We start from the raw sequence: 18,246 nt of genomic DNA, 5'->3' as shown, positions 1-18,246 counted from the left end.
AACAGCGTCGAACGACCAGGAAGGGCCGAGATGAAAGATCCCCACGAGTTTTACATGAACACGCTGGTGCCGATGGTGGTCGAGCAGACCTCGCGCGGCGAGCGTGCCTACGACATCTACTCGCGCCTGCTGAAAGAGCGCATCATCTTCCTGTCGGGGCCGGTCCATGACGGCATGTCGACCCTGATCTGCGCGCAGCTTCTCTTCCTCGAGGCCGAGAACCCGAAGAAAGAGATCGCGATGTATATCAACTCGCCGGGCGGCGTGGTGACCTCGGGTCTCTCGATCTACGACACGATGCAATACATCAAGCCGAAGGTCTCGACCCTGGTGATCGGGCAGGCGGCGTCGATGGGCTCGCTGCTGCTGACCGCGGGCGAAAAGGGAATGCGCTTCTCGCTGCCCAACAGCCGCGTCATGGTGCACCAGCCCTCGGGGGGCTATCAGGGTCAGGCGACCGACATCATGATCCACGCCCGCGAGACCGAGAAACTCAAGCGTCGCTTGAACGAAATCTACGTCAAGCACACCGGCAACGACTACGACACGATCGAGGCCGGTCTCGAGCGCGACAACTTCATGTCCGCCGAAGAAGCGAAGTCCTGGGGTCTGATCGACGAGATCCTCGAGAGCCGCGTCAGCGACGACGGAGAAAAGTGATCCTCCCGCTTAACTTCGGGGCGATTTTGACATTGAGGTGACGGTTGGCCTGTCCTAGTCTTGATGGGACAGGCCAATTCACGAAGCCCGGGGGCAGCCCGGGCAGCAGAGGTAAGAGATGGCGAACTCGAACGGCTCCGACAGCAAGAACACGCTCTACTGCTCGTTCTGCGGCAAAAGCCAGCATGAGGTCCGCAAGCTGATCGCGGGCCCGACCGTGTTCATTTGTGACGAATGCGTCGAGCTGTGCATGGACATCATCCGCGAGGAGACGAAATCGGCCGGGCTGAAATCCACCGATGGCGTGCCGACCCCGCGCGATATCTGCCAGGTGCTCGACGACTACGTGATCGGTCAGGAACATGCCAAGCGCGTGCTCTCGGTTGCGGTGCACAACCACTACAAGCGCCTCAATCACGGCACGAAGACCGACATCGAACTGGCGAAGTCGAACATCCTGCTGATCGGCCCGACGGGCTGCGGCAAGACGCTTCTCGCCCAGACGCTGGCGCGCATCCTCGATGTGCCCTTCACGATGGCGGATGCGACCACGCTGACCGAAGCCGGTTACGTGGGTGAGGATGTGGAGAACATCATTCTCAAGCTGCTTCAGGCTTCGGAATACAACGTCGAGCGGGCGCAGCGCGGCATCGTCTATATCGACGAGGTCGACAAGATCACCCGCAAGTCGGACAACCCGTCCATAACGCGCGACGTGTCGGGCGAGGGTGTGCAGCAGGCGCTTCTGAAGATCATGGAGGGCACCGTGGCCTCCGTGCCGCCGCAGGGCGGGCGCAAGCATCCGCAGCAGGAATTCCTGCAGGTCGACACGACGAACATCCTGTTCATCTGTGGCGGCGCCTTTGCGGGGCTCGACCGGATCATCGCGCAGCGCGGCAAGGGCTCGGCGATGGGCTTCGGCGCGGATGTGAAAGACAGCGAAGACCGCAACATTGGCGAGCTGTTCAAGGATCTCGAACCCGAGGATCTGCTGAAATTCGGCCTGATCCCGGAATTCGTCGGCCGTCTGCCCGTCATCGCGACGCTCACCGACCTCGATGCCGAGGCGCTGGTGACCATCCTGACAGAGCCAAAGAACGCGCTGGTAAAGCAGTATCAGCGTCTCTTCGAGATCGAGGGCGTGTCGCTGACCTTCACCGACGATGCGCTGACCGCCATTGCGAAGAAAGCGATTGAGCGGAAGACCGGCGCACGTGGCCTGCGTTCGATCATGGAAGACATCCTGCTCGACACGATGTTCGAACTACCGGGCATGGAAGAGGTCGAAGAGGTCGTGGTCAACGAAGAGGCCGTGACCCAGAGCGACGCCAAGCCGCTGCTGATCTATGCTGAAGCCAAGAAAGAAGGCAAATCGGCGAGCTGATCGCGGTCCTGCCAAGAATTAGACAAGGGGCGAGCTTCGGTTCGCCCTTTTGTTTTTGCCAAGTGGGGCTCCTGTAGGCCGCGCAACGTTGCTACGGAGAGGCTTCGCTCCACTTTCCATAGGCAGGCGTGAGGCCTCACATAGCGTGGCGCAGCTGACCACCCGGGAGCCGATTTCTCAACCGTCTGGTGCTTGAGGTACCAAATTCCGCCTCGCAGACGCCCTGATCCCCGCACGGGCACTGGACCTCGACGCCCCAGCGGATATAACAGGCGGGACGCATTGCGGAGGTTGCCCCATGAAGTTTCTGCTTCGAATTCTCACCTGGTGGAACGGCTCGACCGTCGGCACGCAGCTTTTCACCGCGCGTAAGGGCGTGAAAGTTGGCGAGGACGAGCAAGGCAACATCTATTACCGCACCAAGGACGCCAAGCGCCGCTGGGTGATCTATAATGGCGAAAGCGAAGCGAGCCGTATCCCGCCGGACTGGCATGGCTGGATGCACTTCACCTATGACGAGCCGCCGACCGACAAGCCGCTGGCCCACAAGCCTTGGGAAAAGCCGCATGAGGCAAACCACACCGGCACCGAAGCGGCCTATGTGCCGCCGGGGTCGATTCGCCTCGCGCATCCGGTCGAGCGCCGCGATTACGAGGCTTGGCAGCCCGAGTAAGGCCACCCCGCTATGAGCGAAAACCGCACCGAGATCATCACCGGCGCGATCGTGCTGGTCGTGGCCCTGGGCTTTCTGGTCTGGGCAGGGCGCGGCATGGACATTGGCGCCGATGGCGGTTCTTATCCGCTGCATGCCTCCTTCCGGTCGATCGGGGGCGTTGTGCCCGGCACCGATGTGCGACTTGCGGGCGTGAAGGTCGGGACGGTGACGGATGTCGCGCTCAACCCGAAAACCTTCTTCGCCGATACCACGATTTCGGTGAAAAACGGCGTCGCGCTGCCTGAGGATACGGTGATTGCCGTGACGCAAGACGGGCTCTTGGGCTCGAATTATATCGACTTGATCCCGGGCGGGGCGATCGACGACCTGAAGCCCGGCGATGAAATTCTCGACACGCAAAGCGCGGTCTCGATGCTGAACCTGATGCTGAAATTCGCAGGTGGCGGCGGTGGCGACGGCGCAGGGGAGGGGGCGCAATGATCCGCGCTTTGGTTTTGATCGCGGCGCTCGTTCCGGGGCTCGCTGCGGCGCAGGACTTCACGCAAACGACGCCGGACGACCAGATCCCGCAGGATGAGCCCGCGAAAGGGCTGGCCGACGGTACAGGCGCGATGCTGCGCGGGCTCGACAAGGTGTCGGGCATCGCCTCGGACATCAATTTGAATGTCGGGCAGAGCGTCAAATACGGGTTCATCAAGGTGACGCTGCGCGAATGCCGTTACCCGGCCGACGATCCGTCCTCGGATGCCTATGCCTATGTGACGGTGACCGAAGAGGACAAGCCGCAGCCTGATTTCTCAGGCTGGATGATCGCTTCCAGCCCCGCGCTCTCGGCGCTCGATCATCCGCGTTACGACGTCTGGGTCATACGCTGCAAAAGCGACTGAGGCGCAGGGATCAGGCCTGAGGTGAAGTCGCATTCCCGCGTCAGCGCCTGCGCCAGACGCGCGCGATATTCGATCCGGGTCACTTCGATCGCGCCCATCGAGGCCAGATGCGGCGTGATGTATTGCGTATCGAGCAAGGTGAACCCGGTCTGGCGCAGCCGGTCCACCAGATAGGTCAGCGCCACTTTCGAGGCATTGGGACGGCGCGAGAACATGCTTTCGCCGAAGAACGCGCCGCCCAATGTGATCCCGAAAATACCGCCCGCGAGCGCACCGTCCTGCCAGACCTCCAGACTATGCGCGAAGCCCGCCGCATGGAGCTGATCGTAGAGCGTGAAGAGCGGGCCGTTTATCCACGTCTCGTCACGATCTGCGCAGCCTTCGACCACACCCCGAAATGCCGCGTTTGTTGTGATACTGTAATCGCCGCGCCGGATTACCTTCGCGAGAGAGCGCGAAATGTGGAATTTGTCCAAGGGCACGATCCCGCGCAGAGCCGGGTCGAACCAATGCAATTGCGGATTGTCGCGGCTTTCGGCCATCGGAAAGATGCCCTGCGCATAGCCCGCTAAAAGTAGTTCCGCGCTCAACCTGTCCGTCATTATCTTGCCCGGTTTTCTCGTTACGCCTAGGCTCGCCAACAAGATGAACCAGAGCGGGGCCGAGCGCAAATATGGGTTTCTACGATTTCCTCCCCGAGATCGACCGATACGCCGAAGATCCCGGCACGGTGGAGCGGATGAACCTGCGCCACAAGATGATCATCAAGCCGCTGGCGCAGGAGATCGCGGGCAAGCGTGTGCTCGATCTGGCGGCTCATGATGGCCGCTGGGCCTATGCCTTCGCGGCGGCAGGCGCCTCGGAAGTGGTGGGAATCGAAGGGCGGCAGGAACTGATCGACCGCTTCGACCAATTCCCCCGCGCCCATCTGCGCGAGAAGGTGAAGCTGATCTGCGACGACATCTTCGACGGGATGCAGAAGCTGATCGACGCGGGCGAGCGTTTCGACGTCGTGGGCGTTCTCGGTATCCTCTACCACGTGATGGACCATTTCCGGCTGTTCCAGCTGGTGCGCCAGCTCGGGCCGGAACTGGTGATCGTGGACAGCGAATTCGCGCAGCGCCCCGGCCCGGTGATCCTGTTGATGCGCGAGCGCACCGACAACGAACTGAACTCGATTCCGCAGATCGAGGGCCAGGAAAAGGCGTTGATCGGAATCCCGTCTTTCCCGGCGATGAGTGCGATGGCCGACGTGCTCGATTACGACTGCCACTGGCTGGACTGGGACCAGATCCGGCAGGGGCAACGCAGCCATATTGGCGACTACTATCGCCCGAAGGACAAAGAGAAAAAGCGCGGCACCTGCCTGCTGACCCCGAAATGAAAAACGCCCCCGAAACCGGGGGCGTTTTCGCAAATTTCGAACCGATCAGAGGTTCTTTTCGAGCCATTTCTCGAGCCAGTGGATCGAGTAGTTGCCGCTCTGGATGTCGGGCTCTTGCAGGAGCGCGTTGAACAGCGGCACGGTGGTATCCACCCCGTCCACGATCAGCTCGCCAAGCGCACGATGCAGACGCTGCAACGCCTCGTGGCGGTCGCGACCATGCACGATCAGCTTGCCGATCAGGCTGTCGTAATAGGGCGGGATCGAATAGCCGTCATAGAGCGCGCTATCCATCCGCACGCCAAGCCCGCCGGGCGCGTGGTAATGGGTGATCCGACCGGGGCACGGCGCGAAGTTCGGCAGTTTCTCTGCATTGATCCGCACTTCGATCGCGTGACCGCGGATCGAGAGCGTGTCCTGATCGAATTCCATCGGCTCGCCGGCGGCGACCTTGATCTGCTGGCGCACCAGATCGACACCGAAGATCGCCTCGGTCACCGGGTGCTCGACCTGAAGACGGGTGTTCATCTCGATGAAATAGAACTCGCCATCCTCGTAGAGGAACTCGATCGTGCCCGCGCCGGAATAGCCCATCTCACCGATCGCGTTGGCGCAGATGCTGCCGATACGGGCGCGCTCTTCGGTGGTGATCGAGGGGCCGGGGGCCTCTTCGAGCACCTTCTGGTGGCGGCGCTGGAGCGAGCAGTCGCGCTCGCCCAGATGGACGCCGCGGCCTTTGCCGTCGCCGAAGACCTGCACCTCGATATGGCGCGGCTTCTGCAGATATTTCTCAATATAGACTTCGTCATTGCCGAAGGCGGCTTTCGCCTCGGAGCGTGCGGTGCGGAACGCGACCTCGAGCTCTTCTTCGGATTTCGCGACCTTCATCCCGCGACCGCCGCCGCCAGCGGTGGCCTTGATGATGACGGGGTAGCCCATGTCACCGGCGATCTGCTTCGCAGCCTCGGTGTCGGGCACGCCACCCGCAGAGCCCGGAACGACCGGAATGCCAAGGTTCTTCGCGGTTTCCTTCGCGGTGATCTTGTCGCCCATGATGCGGATATGGGCGGCCGACGGGCCGATGAAGGTGATGCCGTGATCTTCGAGCACCTGCACGAAGGCGGCATTCTCGGACAGGAACCCGTAGCCCGGGTGAATCGCCTGCGCGCCCGTGATCTCGCAGGCCGCGACGATAGCGGGCACCGAGAGGTAGGATTGCGTCGAGGAATTCGGGCCGATGCAGACCGACTCATCGGCCATGCGCACATGCATCGCGTCCGAATCCGCCGTCGAATGGACCGCGACCGAGGCGATCCCCATCTCGCGGCAGGCACGGATCACGCGCAGCGCGATCTCGCCCCGGTTGGCGATCAGGATCTTGTCGAACATACCGGCCCCCTTATTCGACGATCATCAGGGTCGAACCGTATTCGACCGGCTGACCGTCATCGACGAGGATGCGCTTGACCGTGCCCGATTTCGGGGCGGGGATGTGGTTCATTGTTTTCATCGCTTCGACGATCATCAGCGTCTGGCCTTCCTTGACCTGATCGCCGACCTTCACGAAGGCCGATGCGCCCGGCTCGGGCGAGAGATAGGCGGTGCCCACCATGGGCGAGGCCACGGCGCCGGGGTGATCGGCGGGGTCTTCGACGGGGGCGGCTTGCTCGGAGGCTGCGGATTGCGCCGCCGGGGCCGCTGCGGGCGCCGGAGCGGGGGCAGCTGCGGGCGCAGGCGCGGCTGCCTGCACAATATTGGTCTGTTTCGACACCCGCACTTTCAGGCTGTCATCTTGCGCGTAATCGCGCGTCACGGCGATTTCCGTCAGCTCGTTCGAATTGAGCAGTTCGGCAAGGGCCTGAATGAAGGCCACGTCGTTGTCACGGGTATTTTTGGTCATGCGGTCCTCGAAGGGTGCTTTGAAATGGAGCCCATTCTGCGGGGCTCTTTGGTGCTGGAGGCGGTTATACGCGAGGTAACGCGCGGTGAAAAGCCGCATCGACCGTCCTCGTGTCAGGGTTTCGCGATCTCGTGATTGCCCGATAATTGAGCAAGGGTGGGGTAGGGGGCGCTGAACTACCGGGCAATCGGGCGGGAATTGGCGACCCGCCGCGCTGCGGCATATTTTACCACTTGATAAAATTCAATCCTGTGCGAGCGTAGGGAATAAGAAAAACTGACAGGGAGCCCGCAAGTGTCCAATAGCCAGCTCACCGAAGGGATCGCGCCAGCACGGCTCGACCCGGAAAGCTACTGCACCAATTTCGCCGATCACGCGCCGCCGCTGGGGACGCAAGAAGCCCGCATCGCGGCCGATCGCTGCTATTTCTGCTATGATGCGCCATGCATGGAAGCGTGCCCGACCGCGATCGATATTCCGCTCTTCATCCGGCAAATCTCGACCGGAACGCCGGAAGCCGCAGCGAAGACGATCTTCGATCAGAACATCATGGGCGGCATGTGCGCCCGTGTCTGTCCGACCGAGAACCTCTGCGAAGGCTCCTGTGTCCGCATGGATTCGGAAGGCGAGCCGGTCGAGATCGGCGCGCTGCAGCGTTTTGCGACAGATACGCTGATGGCCAAGCAAAGCCACCCCTACACCCGCGCCGAGCGCACGGGCAAATCGGTGGCGGTCGTTGGGGCCGGGCCTGCGGGTCTCGCCTGTGCGCACCGTCTCGCGATGAAGGGCCACGAGGTCACCGTTTACGACGCGCGCTCGAAGCCGGGCGGGCTCAACGAATACGGTATCGCCAGCTACAAGACGCCGGGCGGATTCGCGCAGGCGGAAGTCGACTGGCTGATGCAGATCGGTGGCATCACTATCGTCGAGAATTGGCAACTTGGCCGCGTCGGGGATGGCGATCTGGCCGAGCTGCTGGGCGATTACGACGCGGTCTTCCTCGGGATGGGGCTGTCGGGCGTGAACGCGCTGCGCCTCGATGGCGAAGACAAGGATGGCATCCGCCCCGCGACCGAGTTCATCGCGGAGCTGCGTCAGGCCTCCGATCTGGCCGAGCTGCCGATCGGGCGCGACGTGGTCGTGATCGGCGGCGGCATGACGGCGGTCGATGCCGCAGTGCAGTCGAAGCTGCTGGGCGCGCTCAACGTGACGCTCGTTTATCGCCGCTCGCGCAGCGAAATGCCCGCCAGCACGGTCGAGCAGGAGCACGCGCTGACCCATGGCGTGAACATCATCGAGAACGCCGCCCCCATCGCCATTCATGGCAACGGCGCGGTGCGTCAGGTCGAGTTCGCCTACACGAAGAAAGGCCCCGACGGTCTGGAGATGACCGAGGCGACCTTCAAACTGTCCGCCGATCAGGTCTTCAAGGCGATCGGTCAGACGCTGGGCGATATGCCTCCGAAGGTCGAAGTCGCGGGCGGCAAGATCAAGGTGGACGGCGCAGGCCGCACCTCGGTCGAACGGGTCTGGGCGGGGGGCGATTGCACCCATGCCGGCGAAGACCTGACCGTGACCGCGGTCGCGCAGGGGCGCGATGCGGCTGAAGAAATCCACCAATTCCTGATGGAGGGCTAAGAGATGGCCGATCTGACTTCTGAATTCATCGGTATCAAATCCCCCAACCCGTTTTGGCTCGCCTCCGCGCCGCCGACGGATAAGGAATACAATGTCCGCCGCGCGTTTGAAGCCGGCTGGGGTGGGGTCGTGTGGAAGACGCTGGGCTCGGAAGGTCCGCCCGTCGTCAACGTCAACGGCCCGCGGTATGGCGCGATCTACGGCGCGGATCGCCGTCTGCTCGGTCTCAACAATATCGAGCTGATCACCGACCGTCCGCTGCAGACCAACCTGCGCGAGATCAAGGCGGTCAAGCAGGACTACCCGGACCGCGCTATCATCGTCTCGCTGATGGTGCCCTGTGACGAGGAGAGCTGGAAGGCGATCCTGCCGCTGGTCGAGGAAACCGGTGCCGACGGGATCGAGCTGAACTTCGGCTGCCCGCACGGTATGGCCGAGCGTGGCATGGGCTCTGCGGTGGGGCAGGTGCCCGAATATATCGAGATGGTCACCCGCTGGTGTAAGCAATATTGCAGCCTGCCGGTGATCGTGAAGCTCACGCCCAACATCACCGACATCCGCCGCCCGGCGGAGGCTGCCAAGCGTGGCGGGGCCGATGCGGTGTCGCTGATCAACACGATCAACTCGATCACCTCGGTCGATCTGGACGATTTCGCGCCGGAGCCGACGATCGACGGCAAAGGCACCCATGGCGGCTATTGCGGTCCGGCGGTGAAGCCGATCGCGCTGAACATGGTGGCCGAGATCGCGCGCAATCCCGACACGGCCGGTCTGCCGATCTCCGGCATCGGTGGCGTGACCACCTGGCGCGATGCGGCAGAGTTCATGGCGCTCGGGGCTGGCAATGTGCAGGTCTGCACGGCGGCGATGACCTATGGCTTCAAGGTCGTGCAGGAAATGATCTCGGGGCTGAGCGATTACATGGATCGCAAGGGCTTCATCTCGACCTCCGAACTGGTGGGGCGCGCGGTGCCGAACGTGACCGATTGGCAGTATCTGAACCTCAACTACGTCACCAAGGCCGAGATCAATCAGGACGATTGCATCAAATGCGGTCGCTGCTACGCGGCTTGCGAGGATACCTCGCACCAGGCAATCGCGGTGACCGAAGACCGCGTCTACTCGGTCAAGGACGAGGAATGCGTGGCCTGTAACCTCTGCGTCGAAGTCTGCCCGGTCGAGTGCATCACGATGCGCAAGATGGACAAGGGCGAGGTGGATCCGCGCACCGGCGAGACGGTCGGCGACTACGCCAACTGGACGAGCCATCCCAACAACCCCTCGGCTGCGACGGCAGCCGAGTAAGGGCAGGGGCCTAGCGGGTCACGTCGAGGTTCGGCGCGACCTGCGGGGCAACCTGAGACCATCCCTCCTGCGACGCGCCGCTCCGATGATCGGAGGGCGCGTCGTTTTTATCTTCCGTCTGCGGCGCAGGCTCGGCACGCGCCTCCTTGGCGGTGTCGGGCGCTTTGACCTCCGCGCGCTCCTCCGTCGATGTGCCGGTGGTCTGGATCGTGTCGGCGGGCTTCACCGGCTCCGGGGCCGGGGCATCCGAGGTCTCCACGAGGTCCGGCGCAGCCCAGAGCGCAGCGGCCTGAGCCTCGAGCGGCGTGACCTCGAATGTCGGGATCGGGCCGGTCAAGGCATCTGGGTCGGGACGTGCATCCCCATCGCGTTTGCCGAGTGAACGGGACGGTTGGCTTGCATCCTCCGTGCCCCGATCCTGCCCTTCCTCCTTCAGCGCGCTGGCGCCGCGTGCCGCGCGCGCTTCCAAGGCACGCACTTGCTGCGCGCGATCCTGCGACGTTTGGGTGTCTACATTCGCGCCGAGGCCGCCGTTGGTATTGGCCGCATTCGCCGCCGCCTCCACCGTGCTGGCAGGCGCTGTCTTCGGGGCCGCCACCGTCAACAGAGGCGACCACCCGACCTGAGGCATCAACCCCGAAATCCGGTCCATCCCGAGCTCCATATTCCTGCGCCCCCACGCATCCTCAGACTGTGCCGGGGGCGTTACCGGACCGTTAAGATCAGGCAGAAACTTCGGGGGATAGTTACGGAAGGTCTAACAGCTCAGGGCGCGAGCAGCCGCGAGAACAGCATATCGAGGAACGGCGCCGCCCCTTCGATCGGGTCTTTGCCCGGGCCGAGAACCGCGCGCACCTGCGTGTCGAAATCGGCGTAATGCTGGGTCAGCGCCCAGATCGAGAAAATCAGGTGATGCGGATCGACCGGGGCAAGACGCCCCTCGGCGATCCAGCCCTCGATCACCTTGGCTTTCTCGTCCACCAAGGTCTTGAGATCAGTGGACAACCCCGCGCCCATCCGGGGGGCGCCCTGCAAGACCTCGTTGGCAAACAGGCGGCTTTCGCGCGGCATCTCGCGGCTCATTTCGAGCTTGCGGCGCATGTAGCGCATGATTTCCTCGCGCGGCTCGCCCGCAGGATCAATCGCGCGCAGCGGCGCGAGCCAGATATCGAGAAGCCCAGCAAGAAGCGCCTCGTGGATCGCCTCTTTAGAGGGGAAGTAATAGAGCACGTTCGGCTTGCTCAGCCCGGCTTCCGCAGCGATCTGGTCGAGCGTCGCGCCGCGGAACCCATGCGCAGAGAATACGTCCAGCGCCGCCTCGAGAATCTTGCCGCGATTGACCTTCTGTATCCGGGTCAGCGGGCGCTTGCCGTCATCGTCGCTGGTGAAGTCGCGCGGGTCGAGGTCGTCTGCCAAATATTCGTCTCCCAGTTCGTGTTTTATGTTAACCGAAGCGTTACTGCGGGATCAATCGCTACGGGGCGCCAGAATGCGCTTTTGGCGCGCATTGAAGGCCGCTTGACTGGTTCCTAAGCTGTGCTAGCGTGAGTCTGACCATTCGGTCAAACTAGACATCCCGGCCGCGTCTCGACCCGGCCTTCCGACCGGAGTTTTCCCTATGGCGCTCGACCGCAAATCACCCAACGATCTCAACGCTTTCTGGATGCCCTTCACGGCGAACCGCCAGTTCAAGAAGAACCCGCGCATGTTCGTGGGCGCGAAAGATATGCATTACACCACCTCGGACGGACGTCAGGTGCTCGACGGCACGGCTGGCCTGTGGTGCTGCAACGCGGGCCATTGCCGCCCAAAGATAACCGAGGCGATCCAGAAACAGGCGGCCGAGCTTGATTACGCACCCGCCTTCCAGATGGGCCACCCGATCGCGTTCGAGCTTGCCAACCGCATCCTCGACATCGCGCCCGACGAGATGGCGCATGTTTTCTACACCAATTCGGGCTCTGAATCGGTCGAGACCGCGCTCAAGCTCGCCATAGCCTATCACCGTGCGCGCGGCGACGGGGCTCGCACTCGCCTGATCGGGCGCGAGCGCGGCTACCACGGCGTGAACTTCGGCGGCATCTCGGTCGGCGGCATCGTCACCAACCGCAAGACCTTCGGTCCGCTCGTGCCGGGCGTCGATCACCTGCCGCACACCCATCTGCCCGAGGAAAACCGCTGGTCGAAGGGCCTGCCCGAGCACGGCGCGCATCTGGCCGACGATCTCGAACGCATCATCGCGCTGCATGGCGCCGAGACCATCGCCGCCGTCATCGTGGAGCCCGTCGCGGGGTCGACTGGGGTGCTGCTGCCGCCGAAAGGCTACCTGCAGAAGCTGCGCGACATCACCCGCAAGCACGGCATCCTGCTGATCTTCGACGAGGTGATCACCGGTTTCGGACGCACGGGCGCGGCCTTCGCCGCCGAGAAATACGGTGTCGTGCCGGATATGATGACCACCGCAAAGGGCCTCACCAACGGCGTGATCCCGATGGGTGCGGTGCTGGCGACGGCCGAGGTTCACGACGCCTTCATGAACGGCCCCGAGCATATGATCGAGCTGTTCCACGGCTACACCTATTCGGGCAACCCGATCGCCGCTGCCGCCGGGATCGCGACGATCGAGACCTATCGCGAAGAGGGCCTGTTCGAGCGGGCCGCCGAGCTCGCCCCCTATTGGGAAGAGGCGCTGCATTCGCTCAAGGGCGTGCGCAACGTGATCGACATCCGCAACGAGGGGCTGATCGGCGCGGTCGAGCTGGAGCCGATCGCGGGCGAACCCACGAAGCGCGCCTTCTCGGCCTTCCTGAAGGCCTATGAGAAAGGCATCCTGATCCGGACCACCGGCGACATCATCGCGATGAGCCCGCCGCTGATCATCTCGAAAGAGCAGATCGACGAGCTGGTCGGCACGCTCAAAGAGGTGCTCGAAGAGGTCGAGTGATCGGGCTCAAGCCGAGATGACAAGACGGCCGCGCAGGGTTGCGCGGCCGTTTTTTTGTTGCGGCGTGGTGCTTGAGGGCGCGGGGCGACCAGCCCCGGGCCGCGCCCGACCTCCCCCCCGGGAGGGCGCATTGGCGATGTCGTCGCGGGCATATCTGTCTTGCGGGCTTGCGAGATTAAGTGCCTGGCCACAGGTGACGCGACGCGCCCACCCGAGGTCGGGCGCGGCCCTCGCGGCGCCGCCCCAATATGGGGGCCTCAATACGGGTTCTTCGCCCCGCGATCCTCGCTCAGCGATTGCTGCGAGCGCTCCACGATCATCTCGATCGCATCTGCCAGATGCTCCTCGCCGATCGCCTTGTCGCCGCGCGCGACCCGGATGCGATGCGCCTCGATCATCACCTCGGCATGGGACGATCCGCGCGGTGGCTCGAACTTGTAGGTGGCCAGCTCGATCAGCAGCCCCAGCGGATCCTTGAAATAGATCGAATCCATGAAGCCGCGATCCTTCACGCCGGAATGCGCGATCCCACGTGCATCGAGCCGCGCCACGACCTGCCGATGCGTCGCCATCGAGACGTTGAAGGCGAGGTGGTGCACGCAGCCCGGATCGGTGGGCGTGCGGTCATGGACGGGCTTGCGGCTCTCATTGGTGAAAACGGTGATCAGCCGCCCGTCGCCCGGGTCGAAATAGAGATGCCCCTCGTCGGCATTGTCCAGATTGGGTTGGTCGAAGATGAACGGCATCCCGAGCAGCCCTTCCCAGAAATCGATCGAGCTCTGCCGGTCCGCCCCGGTCAGCGTGATGTGATGGACGCCCTGCACCTGCATCTTGCGCATGTCTTTCTCCCTATCTCTCTTGCGACCAAGTTAACTCATGCTGTGCGCAGGTCTAGAAACAGGATCTGTGCAGTGCCGCGCGAAACCCCGCCGAGCACCGTTTCGCCAGATTGCGCGACCTTGTGGCGGCGGGGGCGGGGACTATGTTGCGCAGGGATGCCCGGAGACTCGCAATGCTGCGCCTGACCTTTGTCCTTGCCCTGATCTGCCCGCTGCCTGCCATGGCAGAACTGGTGCCGTGCGAGACCTCCATTCGCGGCAAGACCTATTCCTACGTGTATGATGCGGAGAACGCGGCGCTGAAGGAAAGCCGGTCGCTGCGCGAGAAGCTGTTTGGCGAGAAAGGGGAGGTGACCTGCCCGGCGCTGGTCACTCTGCGCGCGCTGACACCCGAGATGGATGACGAAAGCCGCGCCCCGTTTTGCCTACAATGGGAAAAGGAGGCCGAGACCTATCTGGGCTACGACCGGGGCGAGCGCGACGCCTACGGGCTCTGCCGCAAACCGTCGAAAAGCATCTGCGAGCGCATCAAGGGCACCGCGAAGGCCGCTGGCGATCTGCGCGACGATGCGGAAAGCGCCGTGGGCGATGCGGCGAGCAAGGTTCTGGGCAAGAAAATCGGCGGCATGATCGTCTCGGATCAGGCCGGAAACCTGCAAAAGAAGCTGCGCGATGCGGGGCTTGGCGTGCTGGCGGGGGCCTCGACGCCTGCGCTCGCTGCCACGGCGGTGGTCGTGGGCGGCGCGATCTACGTGTGTTCGGATACCGGCGCGGAGGCGGTCGGTCTGGAGGCCGATCCGGTCGAGCCGACCTCGGACGGGAAAGAGCTTCTGGGAGCGAAACTGCCCGAGACGCATCTGCCTGCGGGCGTGGCCGGGGCACCGATGCGCCCGGTCGAGACCGAGACGCTGCCCGACGCGCCCGAGGCATCGGAGGCGGCTTCGCAAGCCCCGGCGGCGGATGCAAAATCGGATGTCGCCCCCGTCGGCGCGCCGAATATCACCGTCGACCCGGCGACGAACTGAGCAATCAGGCGACTCCGATCCCGCGCAGGACGATGCTTTTCACGCAGGTCTTCGCCTCCTCCCACTGAGCGTCGCTCAGCGGCGCGCCGCCGTTCAGCGTCTCGATCTGATGCGAGAAATCGGCGTAGTGCTGGGTGGTGGCCCAGAGCATGTAGAGCAGGTGATGCGGGTCGACCTCGGCCATTTTGCCTTCCGCAATCCAGCGCCGGATGATCACCGCGCGGCCTTCGGTCCAGTCGCGCAGCGTCGTCTCCAGATAATCCTGAATCACCGGCGCGCCATGCATCACCTCTGACGCCCAGACCTTCGAGCCGTTCGGGTGATTGCGCGAAATCTCCATCTTGGCGTCGATATAGGCCCCGATCCCCTCAGCCGGTCCGCTTGCTTCGTCGAACACATCCGCCGCTTCCAGCCAGATGTTAAAGATACGCTCCACGACCCGGCGATAGAGCGACTCTTTCGTGTCGAAATAGTAATGCAGATTGGCTTTCGGGAGCCCGGCCACATCCGCGATCAGCTGCATCGTGGCGCCGCCGAATCCGGCCTCCGCGAAGACCCTCTCGGCGGCTTTCAGGATCGCCTCTTCGGTGGCGCGCCGGGCCTCGGCGCGGCTTCCCCGGCTGGCTTGCCCATTTTTTGTGCGCTTGCCGCTCTCATTATCTTTCATTCAAAATACGTCCTGATTTTTGTTGACCGAATGGTCAGACCGTGGCCCACTCAACCTGACCATACGGTCAGAAAAAGATTCGTCGCAAGAGGGGATAACCCCCACGCAGCCGACAGGGAGTTATGAAATGTCAGCACCCGGAGAAAACCTCCGCATCAATCCCGATCGCCTTTGGGACAGTCTCATGGAGATGGCCAAGATCGGTCCCGGCGTCGCCGGGGGCAATAATCGCCAGACCCTCACCGATGCGGATGCCGAAGGCCGCGCGCTATTCCAGAAATGGTGCGAAGATGCCGGCATGACGATGGGCGTCGACACGATGGGCAACATGTTCGCGACCCGCGCGGGCGAAGACCCCGATGCGCTGCCGGTCTATATGGGCAGCCACCTCGACACGCAGCCCACGGGCGGCAAATACGACGGTGTCCTCGGTGTGCTCGGCGCGCTGGAGGCGGTGCGCTCGATGAACGATCTCGGGATCAAGACCAAGCACCCGATCGTCGTGACCAATTGGACCAACGAAGAGGGCACGCGCTTCGCCCCGGCGATGCTGGCCTCGGGCGTGTTCGCGGGCATCCACACGCAGGACTGGGCCTACGATCGCGAAGATGCGGAAGGCAAGAAGTTCGGCGACGAGCTGAAGCGTGTCGGCTGGGTCGGCGACGAAGAGGTCGGTGCGCGCAAGATGCACGCGATGTTCGAGTTGCATATCGAGCAGGGCCCGATCCTCGAAGCCGAAGGCAAGGATATCGGCGTCGTCACGCATGGGCAGGGCCTCAGCTGGACCCAAGTGACGATCACCGGCAAGGATGCGCATACCGGCTCCACCCCGATGCCGATGCGCAAGAATGCGGGCCTCGGCATGGCGCGCGTGCTGGAACTGGTCGACGAGATCGCCTGGTCGCACAAGCCCCATGCGGTGGGCGCGGCTGGCCATATCGACATCTACCCGAATTCGCGTAACGTGATCCCCGGCAAAGCCGTGTTCACCGTCGATTTCCGCTCCCCCGATCTGAGCGTGATCGAGGATATGGAAAAGCGACTGCGCGAGGGAGCGAAGAAGATCTGCGACGAGATGGGCCTTGAGGTGGAGTTCGAGAAGACCGGCGGGTTCGACCCGGTCACCTTCGATCCGACCTGCGTGAGCGCCGTGCGCAGCGCCGCCGAGCGGCTGGGCTATTCGCATCGCGACATCATCTCGGGCGCGGGCCACGATGCCTGCTGGATCAACGCGGTCGCGCCGACGGCAATGGTGATGTGCCCCTGCGTCGACGGGCTGAGCCATAACGAGGCCGAGGATATCTCCAAGGACTGGGCAGGCGCGGGCGCCGATGTGCTGTTCCACGCCGTGCTGGAATCCGCGGAAATCGTAAGCTGAGACGGGCGGAAGAGGGGGCGCTGCCCCCTCGGCGCTAAGCGCCTCACCCCCGGGATATTTGAACCAAATCGAAGGCGGAAGACCTTCGTGGGAGGTAAACAATGACCAAAGTCATCAAGAACGGAACCATCGTCACCGCCGATCTGACCTACAAGGCGGATGTGCTGATCGACAGCGGCAAGATCATCGAGATCGGCCCGAACCTGAAAGGCGACGAAGAGATCGACGCGACCGGCTGCTATGTGATGCCGGGCGGGATCGATCCGCACACCCATCTCGAGATGCCCTTCATGGGCACCTATTCCAGCGACGATTTCGAGAGCGGCACCCGCGCGGCGCTGGCGGGCGGCACCACGATGGTCGTCGATTTCGCGCTGCCCGCGCCGGGCGAGGGGCTTCTGGAAGCGCTCAAGCGCTGGGACAACAAATCGACCCGCGCGCATTGCGACTACTCTTTCCACATGGCGATCACCTGGTGGAGCGAGCAGGTCTTCAACGAAATGAAGCAAGTGACTGAGCGCGGCATCAACACCTTCAAGCACTTCATGGCCTATAAGGGCGCGCTGATGGTGAACGATGACGAGCTCTATTCGAGCTTCAAGCGCTGCGCCGAGCTGGGCGCGATCCCGCTGGTCCATGCCGAGAACGGCGACGTCGTGGCAGAGCTGTCCGCGAAGCTGCTGGCAGATGGCAATAATGGCCCCGAGGGGCACGCCTATTCGCGCCCGCCGCAGGTCGAGGGCGAGGCCACCAACCGCGCGATCATGATCGCCGATATGGCAGGCGTGCCGCTCTACGTCGTGCACACCTCCTGCGAAGAGAGCCACGAAGCGATCCGCCGCGCCAAGATGCAGGGCAAGCGCGTCTGGGGCGAGCCGCTGATCCAGCACCTGACGCTCGATGAGAGCGAGTATTTCGACAAGGATTGGGACCACGCCGCACGTCGCGTGATGTCGCCGCCCTTCCGCAACAAGCAGCATCAGGACAGCCTCTGGGCCGGTCTCGCCTCGGGCTCTCTCTCGGTCGTCGCGACCGATCACTGCGCCTTCTCGACCGAACAGAAGCGCTATGGCGTGGGCGATTTCACCAAGATCCCGAACGGCACCGGCGGTCTGGAAGACCGGATGCCGATGCTCTGGACCTATGGGGTCGAGACCGGCCGGATCACGATGAACGAATTTGTGGCGGTGACCTCGACCAACATCGCGAAGATCCTCAACGTCTATCCGAAGAAGGGCGCGGTTCTGGTCGGCGCGGATGCCGATCTCGTGGTCTGGGATCCGGAAGCGACCAAGACGATCTCGGCCAAGACCCAGCAATCTGCCATCGATTACAACGTGTTCGAGGGCAAAGAGGTCAAGGGTCTGCCGCGCTATACGCTCAGCCGCGGTGTCGTCGCCTGGGCCGATGGCAAGATCCAGACGCCCGAGGGCCACGGCGAATTCGTCGCCCGCGATCCGGGCATGCCGGTGACCAAGGCTCTGTCCACCTGGAAAGAGCTCACCGCGCCGCGTCCGGTCGAACGCAGCGGTATCCCGGCGACCGGGGTATAAGGCGCA

19 protein-coding genes are annotated in these 18,246 nt (G+C 63.3%); 12 read left to right on the top strand and 7 right to left on the bottom strand.

From position 1 onward, the window contains the following. Positions 1–30: 30 nt before the first annotated feature. The 5 genes from BMI86_RS02620 (at position 31) to BMI86_RS02600 (ending at position 3,607) form a co-directional block, all read left to right on the top strand. The gene (locus tag BMI86_RS02620; protein WP_078519545.1) at positions 31–660 is read left to right on the top strand and encodes an ATP-dependent Clp protease proteolytic subunit; all 630 of its coding nucleotides are present in this window, start codon (positions 31–33) and stop codon (positions 658–660) included. Between the two features lie 118 nt (positions 661–778). Further along, complete coding sequence (clpX, locus tag BMI86_RS02615; RefSeq protein WP_078539628.1) at positions 779–2,044, top strand: ATP-dependent Clp protease ATP-binding subunit ClpX; 1,266 nt, start codon at positions 779–781, stop codon at positions 2,042–2,044. A gap of 298 nt (positions 2,045–2,342) precedes the next feature. Beyond that, on the top strand, positions 2,343–2,717 hold the full coding sequence (locus tag BMI86_RS02610) for an NADH:ubiquinone oxidoreductase subunit NDUFA12 (RefSeq protein ID WP_078519542.1): 375 nt from the start codon (positions 2,343–2,345) through the stop codon (positions 2,715–2,717). 12 nt (positions 2,718–2,729) lie between these two features. Next, entirely contained in the window at positions 2,730–3,200 is a 471-nt protein-coding gene (gene mlaD / locus BMI86_RS02605) for an outer membrane lipid asymmetry maintenance protein MlaD (protein WP_078539627.1), read from the top strand. Further along, on the top strand, positions 3,197–3,607 hold the full coding sequence (locus tag BMI86_RS02600) for a DUF2155 domain-containing protein (protein ID WP_078519540.1): 411 nt from the start codon (positions 3,197–3,199) through the stop codon (positions 3,605–3,607). The genes mlaD and BMI86_RS02600 overlap by 4 nt, the downstream gene beginning before the upstream one ends. On the opposite strand, the gene aat is transcribed toward BMI86_RS02600, so the two are convergent. Beyond that, a complete protein-coding gene (gene aat / locus BMI86_RS02595; protein ID WP_078539626.1) occupies positions 3,571–4,209 on the bottom strand; it encodes a leucyl/phenylalanyl-tRNA--protein transferase in 639 nt (212 codons plus the stop codon). The two genes, BMI86_RS02600 and aat, sit on opposite strands and share 37 nt — an antisense overlap. Positions 4,210–4,280: 71 nt before the next feature. On the opposite strand from aat, the gene BMI86_RS02590 reads away from it, so the two are divergent. Then, on the top strand, positions 4,281–4,991 hold the full coding sequence (locus tag BMI86_RS02590; protein WP_078539625.1) for a class I SAM-dependent methyltransferase: 711 nt from the start codon (positions 4,281–4,283) through the stop codon (positions 4,989–4,991). Between the two features lie 45 nt (positions 4,992–5,036). On the opposite strand, the gene accC is transcribed toward BMI86_RS02590, so the two are convergent. Both accC and accB read right to left on the bottom strand, forming a co-directional pair. Beyond that, entirely contained in the window at positions 5,037–6,380 is a 1,344-nt protein-coding gene (accC, locus tag BMI86_RS02585; protein WP_078539624.1) for an acetyl-CoA carboxylase biotin carboxylase subunit, read from the bottom strand. Positions 6,381–6,390: 10 nt separating this feature from the next. After that, a complete protein-coding gene (gene accB, locus BMI86_RS02580; protein WP_078540411.1) occupies positions 6,391–6,891 on the bottom strand; it encodes an acetyl-CoA carboxylase biotin carboxyl carrier protein in 501 nt (166 codons plus the stop codon). Between the two features lie 294 nt (positions 6,892–7,185). On the opposite strand from accB, the gene BMI86_RS02575 reads away from it, so the two are divergent. Further along, a complete protein-coding gene (locus BMI86_RS02575) occupies positions 7,186–8,529 on the top strand; it encodes an NAD(P)-dependent oxidoreductase (protein WP_078539623.1) in 1,344 nt (447 codons plus the stop codon). Between the two features lie 3 nt (positions 8,530–8,532). Beyond that, positions 8,533–9,834: an NAD-dependent dihydropyrimidine dehydrogenase subunit PreA gene (gene preA / locus BMI86_RS02570; RefSeq protein WP_078539622.1), complete on the top strand. Its 1,302-nt coding sequence runs from the start codon at positions 8,533–8,535 to the stop codon at positions 9,832–9,834. Between the two features lie 10 nt (positions 9,835–9,844). Here preA and BMI86_RS02565 read toward each other — a convergent pair whose 3' ends face one another. Together BMI86_RS02565 and BMI86_RS02560 are read right to left on the bottom strand one after the other, a co-directional pair. Then, complete coding sequence (locus BMI86_RS02565; RefSeq protein WP_143594664.1) at positions 9,845–10,486, bottom strand: hypothetical protein; 642 nt, start codon at positions 10,484–10,486, stop codon at positions 9,845–9,847. Positions 10,487–10,599: 113 nt separating this feature from the next. Beyond that, positions 10,600–11,250 (bottom strand): TetR family transcriptional regulator C-terminal domain-containing protein, encoded by a 651-nt coding sequence (locus tag BMI86_RS02560; RefSeq protein ID WP_210402683.1) that lies wholly within the window; start codon positions 11,248–11,250, stop codon positions 10,600–10,602. Between the two features lie 202 nt (positions 11,251–11,452). Between BMI86_RS02560 and BMI86_RS02555 the strand changes: the two genes are divergently transcribed. Continuing rightward, positions 11,453–12,778 (top strand): aspartate aminotransferase family protein, encoded by a 1,326-nt coding sequence (locus BMI86_RS02555; protein ID WP_078539620.1) that lies wholly within the window; start codon positions 11,453–11,455, stop codon positions 12,776–12,778. Positions 12,779–13,035: 257 nt separating this feature from the next. Here the strand turns inward: BMI86_RS02555 and BMI86_RS02550 are convergent, their stop codons facing one another. Next, positions 13,036–13,617: a VOC family protein gene (locus tag BMI86_RS02550; protein WP_078519532.1), complete on the bottom strand. Its 582-nt coding sequence runs from the start codon at positions 13,615–13,617 to the stop codon at positions 13,036–13,038. Positions 13,618–13,790: 173 nt separating this feature from the next. On the opposite strand from BMI86_RS02550, the gene BMI86_RS02545 reads away from it, so the two are divergent. Then, complete coding sequence (locus tag BMI86_RS02545; protein ID WP_078539619.1) at positions 13,791–14,642, top strand: hypothetical protein; 852 nt, start codon at positions 13,791–13,793, stop codon at positions 14,640–14,642. A 4-nt stretch (positions 14,643–14,646) separates the two neighbouring features. On the opposite strand, the gene BMI86_RS02540 is transcribed toward BMI86_RS02545, so the two are convergent. Further along, a complete protein-coding gene (locus BMI86_RS02540) occupies positions 14,647–15,309 on the bottom strand; it encodes a TetR family transcriptional regulator C-terminal domain-containing protein (protein ID WP_078539618.1) in 663 nt (220 codons plus the stop codon). A 127-nt stretch (positions 15,310–15,436) separates the two neighbouring features. Here BMI86_RS02540 and BMI86_RS02535 point away from each other — a divergent pair, with 127 nt between their 5' ends. Together BMI86_RS02535 and hydA are read left to right on the top strand one after the other, a co-directional pair. After that, entirely contained in the window at positions 15,437–16,687 is a 1,251-nt protein-coding gene (locus BMI86_RS02535) for a Zn-dependent hydrolase (protein WP_078519529.1), read from the top strand. Between the two features lie 101 nt (positions 16,688–16,788). After that, positions 16,789–18,240, top strand: a complete 1,452-nt coding sequence (gene hydA, locus BMI86_RS02530) for a dihydropyrimidinase (protein ID WP_078539617.1) — start codon at positions 16,789–16,791, stop codon at positions 18,238–18,240. Positions 18,241–18,246: the final 6 nt, after the last annotated feature.

It is taken from the genome of Thioclava sp. DLFJ5-1 (assembly GCF_002020115.1).
Lineage (GTDB): Bacteria > Pseudomonadota > Alphaproteobacteria > Rhodobacterales > Rhodobacteraceae > Thioclava > Thioclava sediminum.
This window is presented reverse-complemented; position numbering and strand designations above follow the sequence as displayed.

Excerpts from the sequence above, each read along its gene's own strand:
- hydA (WP_078539617.1), top strand. The coding sequence starts at position 16,789 with ATGACCAAAGTCATCAAGAACGGAACCATCGTCACCGCCGATCTGACC.
- clpX (WP_078539628.1), top strand. The coding sequence starts at position 779 with ATGGCGAACTCGAACGGCTCCGACAGCAAGAACACGCTCTACTGCTCG.
- accB (WP_078540411.1), bottom strand. The coding sequence starts at position 6,891 with ATGACCAAAAATACCCGTGACAACGACGTGGCCTTCATTCAGGCCCTT.
- aat (WP_078539626.1), bottom strand. The coding sequence starts at position 4,209 with ATGACGGACAGGTTGAGCGCGGAACTACTTTTAGCGGGCTATGCGCAG.
- preA (WP_078539622.1), top strand. The coding sequence starts at position 8,533 with ATGGCCGATCTGACTTCTGAATTCATCGGTATCAAATCCCCCAACCCG.
- BMI86_RS02600 (WP_078519540.1), top strand. The coding sequence starts at position 3,197 with ATGATCCGCGCTTTGGTTTTGATCGCGGCGCTCGTTCCGGGGCTCGCT.
- BMI86_RS02540 (WP_078539618.1), bottom strand. The coding sequence starts at position 15,309 with ATGAAAGATAATGAGAGCGGCAAGCGCACAAAAAATGGGCAAGCCAGC.
- BMI86_RS02555 (WP_078539620.1), top strand. The coding sequence starts at position 11,453 with ATGGCGCTCGACCGCAAATCACCCAACGATCTCAACGCTTTCTGGATG.
- BMI86_RS02550 (WP_078519532.1), bottom strand. The coding sequence starts at position 13,617 with ATGCGCAAGATGCAGGTGCAGGGCGTCCATCACATCACGCTGACCGGG.
- mlaD (WP_078539627.1), top strand. The coding sequence starts at position 2,730 with ATGAGCGAAAACCGCACCGAGATCATCACCGGCGCGATCGTGCTGGTC.
- BMI86_RS02535 (WP_078519529.1), top strand. The coding sequence starts at position 15,437 with ATGTCAGCACCCGGAGAAAACCTCCGCATCAATCCCGATCGCCTTTGG.
- BMI86_RS02620 (WP_078519545.1), top strand. The coding sequence starts at position 31 with ATGAAAGATCCCCACGAGTTTTACATGAACACGCTGGTGCCGATGGTG.
- BMI86_RS02590 (WP_078539625.1), top strand. The coding sequence starts at position 4,281 with ATGGGTTTCTACGATTTCCTCCCCGAGATCGACCGATACGCCGAAGAT.
- BMI86_RS02565 (WP_143594664.1), bottom strand. The coding sequence starts at position 10,486 with ATGGACCGGATTTCGGGGTTGATGCCTCAGGTCGGGTGGTCGCCTCTG.
- BMI86_RS02610 (WP_078519542.1), top strand. The coding sequence starts at position 2,343 with ATGAAGTTTCTGCTTCGAATTCTCACCTGGTGGAACGGCTCGACCGTC.
- BMI86_RS02545 (WP_078539619.1), top strand. The coding sequence starts at position 13,791 with ATGCTGCGCCTGACCTTTGTCCTTGCCCTGATCTGCCCGCTGCCTGCC.
- accC (WP_078539624.1), bottom strand. The coding sequence starts at position 6,380 with ATGTTCGACAAGATCCTGATCGCCAACCGGGGCGAGATCGCGCTGCGC.